The 2997-nt window shown below is 69.7% G+C and carries 3 protein-coding genes; 2 read left to right on the top strand and 1 reads right to left on the bottom strand.

Annotated features, from left to right (window positions below; translation table 11 throughout):
• The coding region (locus tag AB0L21_RS39530) for an SRPBCC family protein (RefSeq protein ID WP_365788771.1) at window positions 1-207 on the top strand (207 nt) is incomplete at its 5' end.
• 1 nt (window position 208) lies between these two features.
• Here AB0L21_RS39530 and AB0L21_RS39525 read toward each other — a convergent pair.
• Window positions 209-1006, bottom strand: a complete 798-nt coding sequence (locus AB0L21_RS39525; RefSeq protein WP_365710587.1) for an IclR family transcriptional regulator — start codon at window positions 1004-1006, stop codon at window positions 209-211.
• Window positions 1007-1157: 151 nt separating this feature from the next.
• Between AB0L21_RS39525 and betA the strand changes: the two genes are divergently transcribed.
• Entirely contained in the window at window positions 1158-2828 is a 1671-nt protein-coding gene (betA, locus tag AB0L21_RS39520; RefSeq protein WP_365788770.1) for a choline dehydrogenase, read from the top strand.
• Window positions 2829-2997: the final 169 nt, after the last annotated feature.

Here is a 2997-nt window from a genome sequence, read left to right as displayed (position 1 = left end):
CACGTCGTGGAGAGCGGCAAGGACGTGACCCGGTCCGTGGAGCTGTTCGACCGCGTCAACCGCCAGGATTTCGACGCCTGCGAGCGCACCCAGCCCGGCATGAGTTCCCGGGCGTACGCCAAGGGCGGTGTTCTGGTGCCCAGCGAGCACCACATCGGCGCCTTCCACGCCTGGGTCAATGAGCGCCTGGGCACCGCCCAGGGGTGACTCAGCCCAGGTACCCCATGCGGTGGCTGATCTCCTGCGCGCCCTTGACCAGCACGGGAGCCAGCTCGTGCATACGGTCCTCGGTGAACCGGTAGGCGGGCCCGGAAGCGCTGATCGCGGCGATGACCTGGCCCTCACGGTCGCGGACCGGGGCCGCCACGGCGTGCAGCCCGATCTCCAGTTCCTCCAGCGTCCAGGCGTAGCCGCGCTCGCGGGCCTCGGTGAGGTGCTTCTCCAGCTTGGTCTTCGCGGTGATCGTGTGGGGGGTCAGCTTCTTCATGCCGGAGGCGGTCAGCAGCGCCGCGCGGTCCTGCGTGGGCAGATGGGCCAGCAGGATCTTGCCGCTCGACGTGGCGTGCAGCGGGGTCAGCTGGCCGACCCAGTTGTGCGCGGTGACGGCGGCCTGACCGCGTACCTGGTAGAGGTTGATCGCGTAGTGCTCCTGCATCACGGCGATGTTCACGGTCTCGCCGATCTCCTCGGCGAGGCGCTCGCACACCGGACGTCCCTGCTGGGTGATGTCGATGCGCCCCGTGACCGCGCCCGCGAGCCGTACGATGCCGAAGCCGAGCCGGTACTTGCCGCGCTCGCCGGACTGCTCCACCAGGCCGCGCGCCTCCAGGGCGCCCAGCAGGCGGAACGCGGTCGACTTGTGGACGTCGATCTCGGCGGCCACCTCACTGACGCCGGCCTCGCCGCGCTGGGCGAGGATCTCCAGCACGCTGATGGCGCGGTCCACGGACTGCACACCGCCGGATGGCGAGCCGTTCGTTCCGATATCCGGACTGTAGTTGCTCATAGCGGAACTATACTCGCAGTAAACAACTTGCGGGCACATGGCATGGTTCACATGGATCGTCTGAAGTTGCGCTGTTCGCAACCTGGTGCGCATGGCGATACCCGTACTAGCATGCCGGGCACTATCGACGGCGCGAGCGAGACGAGGCACCATGGCTCCCTTGCAGTACGACTTCGTCATCGTCGGCGGCGGATCGGCCGGCTGCGCACTGGCCAACCGGCTCTCGGCCGACCCCGGCAACCGTGTGCTCGTCCTGGAGGCGGGGCGGTCCGACTACCCCTGGGACGTCTTCATCCACATGCCCGCGGCGCTGACCTACCCCATAGGCAGCCGCTTCTACGACTGGAAGTACGAGTCCGAGCCCGAGCCCCACATGGGCGGCCGCCGCATCTACCACGCCCGCGGCAAGGTGCTCGGCGGCTCCAGCAGCATCAACGGCATGATCTTCCAGCGCGGCAACCCCATGGACTACGAGCGCTGGGCCGCCGACCCCGGCATGGAGACCTGGGACTACGCGCACTGTCTGCCGTACTTCCGGCGGATGGAGAACTGCCTGGCGGCCGACCCGGACGACGAGTTCCGCGGTCACGACGGCCCCCTCGTCCTGGAGCGCGGCCCCGCCGACAACCCCCTTTTCACCGCCTTCCTCAAGGCCACCCAGGAGGCGGGCTACGCCCCCACGGACGACGTCAACGGCTACCGGCAGGAGGGCTTCGCCAAGTTCGACCGCAACGTCCACCGCGGGCGCAGGCTGTCGGCCTCCAAGGCCTACCTCAAGCCCGTGATGAAGCGCCCGAACCTCACGGTGCGCACCCGGACCCTCGTCACCCGCGTCCTGTTCGAGGGCAAGCGAGCCGTGGGTGTCGAGTACCGGCGCGGGCGCGGTGCGCCGCAGCAGGTCCGGGCCGGCGAGGTCATCCTGTGCGGCGGCGCCATCAACAGTCCGCAGCTGCTCCAGCTGTCGGGTGTCGGAAACGGCGCGGAACTGGCCGCCCTCGGCATCGACGTCGTCCACGACCTGCCGGGCGTCGGCGAGAACATGCAGGACCACCTGGAGGTGTACGTCCAGTACGCCTGCAAGCAGCCGGTCTCCATGCAGCCGTACATGGCGAAGTGGCGCGCCCCCTTCATCGGGCTGCAGTGGCTCTTCCGCACCGGCCCCGCCGCCACCAACCACTTCGAGGCCGGCGGCTTCGCCCGCAGCAACGAGGACGTGGACTACCCCAACCTGATGTTCCACTTCCTGCCCGTCGCCGTCCGCTACGACGGCTCCTCGCCGGCCGGCGGCCACGGCTACCAGGTGCATGTGGGCCCCATGTACTCGGACGCGACCGGCTCGGTGAAGATCAGGAGCCGCGATCCGCGCGAGCACCCCGCACTGCGCTTCAACTACCTCTCCACCGAGCAGGACCGCCGCGAGTGGGTCGAGGCGATCCGCGTCGCCCGGAACATCCTCGGACAGCCCGCGCTCGCCCCGTACAACGACGGCGAGATCTCGCCCGGGCCGGCCGTGGAGACGGACGAGGAGATCCTGGCGTGGGTGGCCAAGGAGGGCGAGACCGCTCTGCACCCCTCGTGCACGTGCAGGATGGGCACCGACGACATGTCCGTCGTCGACCCGCTGACCATGAAGGTGCACGGCACGGAGGGGCTGCGGGTGGTGGACGCGTCGGTGATGCCGTACGTCACCAACGGCAACATCTACGCCCCGGTGATGATGGTCGCCGAGAAGGCCGCCGACCTCATCCTCGGCAAGGAGCCGCTCGCGCCCTCCAAGGCCGCGTACTACCGGCACCGCGACGCCCAGGCGCAGGCCGGGTAGTGCGCGCCGCAGGTTCGCTCCCCACGCCGTGAGGGCCGTATACAAAGCAGGGCGGGGCTGGAGTCGTCCGACTCCAGCCCCCCCCCCGCCCCCCGCGAGCCGGCCCACGCCGTCGAGGCGGGCCACCCCCAAAACCCGCCACAGCCACGGCACACCACACACCCGCCCC

It is taken from the genome of Streptomyces sp. NPDC052721 (assembly GCF_040678315.1).
Taxonomy (GTDB): Bacteria; Actinomycetota; Actinomycetes; order Streptomycetales; family Streptomycetaceae; genus Streptomyces.
Note: the sequence above shows the minus strand (reverse complement) of the source record. Positions and strands in the feature narration are given on the sequence as shown.

Bases quoted from the DNA above. Each gene is read 5' to 3' on its own strand.
- betA (WP_365788770.1), top strand. From the start codon at position 1,158: ATGGCTCCCTTGCAGTACGACTTCGTCATCGTCGGCGGCGGATCGGCC.
- AB0L21_RS39525 (WP_365710587.1), bottom strand. From the start codon at position 1,006: ATGAGCAACTACAGTCCGGATATCGGAACGAACGGCTCGCCATCCGGC.